Genomic DNA, 5,010 nt, shown 5'->3' with positions numbered 1-5,010 from the left:
ATACGTGGCCAACAACGCCTGCGCCTCGATCGGATCACCCAGCGACGTACCCGTACCATGCGCCTCCACCACATCCACATCCAACGGAGACAACCGGGCAGCGGCCAGGGCCGCCTCGATGACCCGTTCCTGGGACGGGCCGTTGGGCGCCGTCAGGCCGCTGCTCGCGCCGTCCTGGTTGACGGCCGAACCCCGCACCACCGCAAGGATGTTGTGACCGTTGCGGCGAGCGTCGGAGAGGCGCTCGAGGACCAGGAGGCCGGCGCCCTCGGCGAAGCCGAAGCCGTCCGCGTCGGCCGAGAACGCCTTGCAGCGGCCGTCGCGGGCAAGACCGCGCTGGCGGCTGAACTCGACCATCTCCTGCGGTCCGGCCATTACGGTGACACCGCCCGCGAGCGCCAGCGTGCTGTCGCCGTTGCGCAGCGACTGGGCTGCCAGGTGCAGGGCGACCAGCGACGAGGAGCACGCCGTGTCCACCGTCACCGCCGGACCCTCCAGACCGAAGGTGTAGGCGATCCGGCCGGAGACCACGCTGCCGGTGCTGCCGGTGACCGCGTACCCCTCCAGGCCCTCGGGCAGTGCACCGCCCTGAAGGTAGTCGGTGCCCATGTAGCCCGCGAAGACGCCGACGCGGCTGCCGCGCAGCGACTCGGGTGCGAGCCCCGCCCGCTCGAACGCCTCCCAGGACGCCTCGAGCAGCAGCCGCTGCTGCGGGTCCATCGCCAGCGCCTCGCGCGGGGAGATGCCGAAGAGTTCGGCGTCGAAGTCGCCCGCGTCGTAGAGGAACGCTCCCTCCTTGACGTAACTGCGGCCCGCGGCCTCCGGGTCGGGGTCGTAGAGGCCCTCCAGGTCCCAGCCGCGGTCGGCCGGGAGTTCGCTGACCGCGTCCTGTCCCTCGCTGACCAGGCGCCACAGCTCCTCGGGGGACGCGACGCCGCCGGGGAACCGGCAGGCCATGCCGATGATGGCCAGCGGCTCGTCCGGCGCGGAGGCCGTGGCGAGCGCGGCGGAGGTGCTCCTGCGCGGGCCTCCGCTGATCCGGGTCGCCAGATGGGCGGCGAGGCCGAACGGCGTCGGGTAGTCGAAGAGCAGCGAGGCGGGCAGGCGCAGACCGGTGGCGCTGCTCAGCTGGTTGCGCAGCTGGACCGCGGTGAGCGAGTCGAAGCCCTGCTCCAGGAACCCTCGGGCCAGGTCGATCGCGTCGACGCTGCTGTGCCCGAGGACCGCGACCGCGGTTTCGCGCACCAGGTCGAGCAGCGCCCTTTCCCGCTGCTCGGCGGAGAGCCCGGCCAGGCGCTGCGCCAGGGGTGAAGAGCCCCCGGCGGCGGAGCCCGCGGCGGCCGCGCGCCGGGCCGGCACCCGCACCAGGCCGCGCAGCAGCACGGGCACCGCATCGCCGCCGATGGACGTGGCGCGCGAACGCAGCACGCCGAGGTCGAGCCGGATCGGGACGAGCAGGGCGCGGCCTGGCACCGAGGTCGCCGCGTCGAAGAGGGCGAGGCCCTGCTCGACGCTGATCTCGCCGACGCCGCTGCGGCCGAACCCGGCCCGGTTCACCTCCTCGCTCATGCCGCTCTCCTCGGCCCACAGGCCCCAGGCGAGCGAGACGCCGGGCAGCCCTTCGGCGCGGCGCTGCTGGGCGAGGGCGTCCAGGAAGGCGTTGGCGGCGGCGTAGTTGCCCTGGCCGGGGTTGCCGAAGACGCCGGCCGCCGAGGAGAACAGCACGAACTCGGTCAGCGGCAGCTCACGAGTCAGCTCGTGCAGGTGGACCGCGGCGTCGACCTTGGGCCGCAGCACCCTCCCGAGGTGTTCGGGGGTGAGCGCGGCGAAGGTCGCGTCGTCGAGGACTCCGGCCGCGTGCACGACGGACACCAGGGGGTTCGCCGGGTCGATCGCGGTGAGCAGGTCCTCCAGGGCGTCCCGGTCGGCGGCGTCGCAGGCGGCGATCGTCACCCGGGCACCCGACTCCTCGAGTTCGGCCAGGAGTTCGGCGGCGCCCGGGGCGTCCATGCCGCGGCGGCTGGTCAGCAGCAGGTTCCGGGCACCGCGGACAGTGACCAGGTGCCGCGCCAGCTGACGGCCGAGCAGGCCGGTGCCGCCGGTGATCAGGACGGTGCCGTCGGGGTCCGGTGCGGCCGTATCCGTATCGGTCGCGTCCTGCGGGGACGTACGGGTGAGGCGGGGCACCAGGACGGCTCCGGAGCGCACCACGGCCTGCGGTTCCCCGGTGGCGAGCGCCTCGGCGAGCACGCTCTCCCAGGCGGTGTCCTCGTCGACGTCGACGAGGAGCAACCGGCCAGGGTGCTCGGACTGCGCCGACCGCACCAGGCCCCACAACGCGGCCTGGTCGAGGTTGGCCACGGGCTCGCCGTCCCTGGTGGCGACGGCGCCGCGGGTGAGGATCACCAACCGCGGCCCCTCGCCGGAGTCGGCCGCGAGCCAGCTCTGTACAGTTTCCAGGACTTCGCCGGTGACCTCGTGCACCATCTCGGTGAGCGCCGAGCACTTGACGGGTGTGCAGGGCAGTACCAGGAACTCCGGTCCGCCCTCGGCGGATTCGTGTGAGCTGTCGCCGAGGATCTGCCAAGCGGCCTGTGCGGGCGGCTCGGTGCGGGCCGGGGCCGGCACCCAGTCGACGCCGAGCAGCAGGCCCTGGTCGGTGCCGGCGGCGACACGCTGCAGGACCTCCTTGGCCACCGGCCGGGTGACCAGTGCCTCGACGGAGGCCACCGGCTGTCCCTCGGTGTCCGCGAGCCACAGACTCATGCCCTCGCCGTCGCGCGGCGCAAGCCGTACGCGGACCGCTGCGGCGCCCTCGGCGTGCAGGGTCACTCCGTTCCAGCTGAACGGCAGATGCACGTCGTCGGTGTCCGACGCGGCGGCCAGCGCGGTGTGCAGGGCCGCGTCGAGCAGCGCCGGGTGCAGGCCAAACTGCCCGGCGTCCTCCGCGTCCACCTCCGGCAGGGCCACCTCGCCGAACAGTTCGCCGCCGCGCCGCCAGGCGGCGCGCAGGCCCTGGAAGGCGGGCCCGTATCCGTACCCGGACTCGGCAAGCCTGGCGTAGAAGCCCTGCAGGGAGAGGGACTCGGCGTCGGCCGGGGGCCATGCGGCGAGGTCGAACCCGGGGGTCGGCTGCTCGGCGCTGAGCAGACCGCCGGCGTGCCGGGTCCACTCCTCACCGTCGCCGCCCCGTGCGTGCACGCTCACCGTGCGGTGCCCGTCGACGTCGGGCGCGCCGACCCGGACCTGCACGGTGACGGCGCCGTCCTCGGGCAGCACCAGCGGGGCTTCCAGCATCAGCTCGTCGAGCCGTCCGCAGCCCACTTCGTCGCCGGCCTGGACGGCCAGTTCGACGAAGCCGGTGCCCGGCAGCAGGACGGTGCCCGCGACCGCGTGGTCGGCGAGCCATGGCTGTGTCCGTGCGGAGATCCGGCCGGTGAGCACGACTCCCTGGTCCTCGGCCAGGACCACCGCGGCACCGAGCAGCGGGTGCCCGGCGGTGGCCAGTCCCAGTGCGTCCGGGTCGCCGCCGGCCAGCGGGTCGGCGACCCAGTAGCGCTTGTGCTGGAAGGCGTACGTGGGCAGGTCGACGGTCCGCCCTCCGGTGACCAGTGCGCCCCAGCCGACGTCGACGCCACGGCTCCAGGCCTCGGCGAAGGAGTTCAGCACCCTCCCGAGGCCGCCCTCGCGGCGGCGCAGGGTGCCCTGGGCATGGACATCGACGCCGGTTTCCTCGGCGGTCTCGCTGATGCCGTACGTGAGGACCGGGTGGGCGCTGGACTCCACGAAGACGTCGAAGCCGTCCGCGACGAGCGCCCGTACCACCGGCTCGAAGGAGACCGGGCGGCGGCAGTTCTCGTACCAGTACGCGGCGTCCAGCTCGGTGCCGGTCAGAACCTCTCCGGTGACCGTGGAGTACATCGGGACCGAGCCTGCCCGCGGCCGGACGAAGGACAGCAGCTCCAGGAGCCGGTCGCGCAGCGGCTCGACCTGAGAGCAGTGCGAGGCCACCGTCGAGCCGATGACCTTCGCGCGGATCCCCTCCGCCTCGAGCTCGGCCACCAGCTCTTCCAGGGCGGCCACCTCACCGGCGACCGTCACCAGACGCGGGCCGTTGTTCCCGGCGATCGACAGGACGTCGCCGAAGCGCGCGATCCGGGACTCCACCTCCGTGGCGGACAGCGGGACCGAGGCCACCGCGCCCTTGCCCATCAGTTCGTCGGCGAACAGCTGCGAGCGCAGCACCACGATCTTCGCGGCGTCCGCCAGGGTCAGCGCGCCGCTGACGGCCGCGGCGGCGATCTCGCCCTGCGAATGCCCCACCACGGCCTGCGGCTTGACGCCGACCGAGGCCCATACCTCGGCCAGCGACACCATCACCACGAATAGCACCGGTTGCAGCACCTCGATGCGGTCCAGCGAAGGCGCGCCGTCACCACCGCGCACCGCGGACTCGACCGACCAGTCGACGTGCGCCTCGATCTCAGCGGCCACCTCGGCGAACCGGGCAGCGAACACCGGTGAGGAATCGAGGAGTTCGACGCCCATACCGGCCCACTGCGAGCCCTGCCCCGGGAAGACGAACACTGCGCGGGTCCCGCCGCGGGCCACCCCCTGCACGGCGGCGCCCGCGTCCTCGCCGTCGGCCAGCGCGCGGAGCGCCGCCAGCGAGGCGTCGCGGTCGAGCGGGTCGACGGTGACCACGGCCCGGTGCCTGAACCGCCCGCGGGTGGTCACCAAGGAGGCGCCGACGTCGAGCGGCTCCAGCTCCGAGCGGTCCGTCAGGAAGGCGGCGAGGCGGGCCGCCTGGTCCCGCAGGGCCTCCTGGGTACCGCCGGAGAGGACCCACGGCACGAGGTCACTCGCGGATGCGTCGGCCTTGGGGGCCTTTGCGGTACCGGCGTTGTCGGCGTCGTCCGGTGCCTGCTCCACGATCACGTGTGCGTTGGTGCCGCTGATCCCGAACGACGAGATACCGGCCCGACGCGGACGCCCGGTCTCGGGCCACTC

General features: G+C 73.7%; 1 protein-coding gene. It reads right to left on the bottom strand.

Annotated elements, in window-relative coordinates; translation table 11 throughout:
* Window positions 1-5,010, bottom strand: a 5,010-nt coding sequence (locus AB0E78_RS41725) for a type I polyketide synthase (protein ID WP_361844917.1), incomplete at both ends; no start/stop codon positions are given.

This window comes from Streptomyces sp. NPDC032198 (assembly GCF_040636975.1).
Lineage (GTDB): Bacteria > Actinomycetota > Actinomycetes > Streptomycetales > Streptomycetaceae > Streptomyces.
The sequence above is the reverse complement of the archived record's forward strand: the minus strand, read 5'-3'. Positions and strand labels throughout refer to the sequence as shown.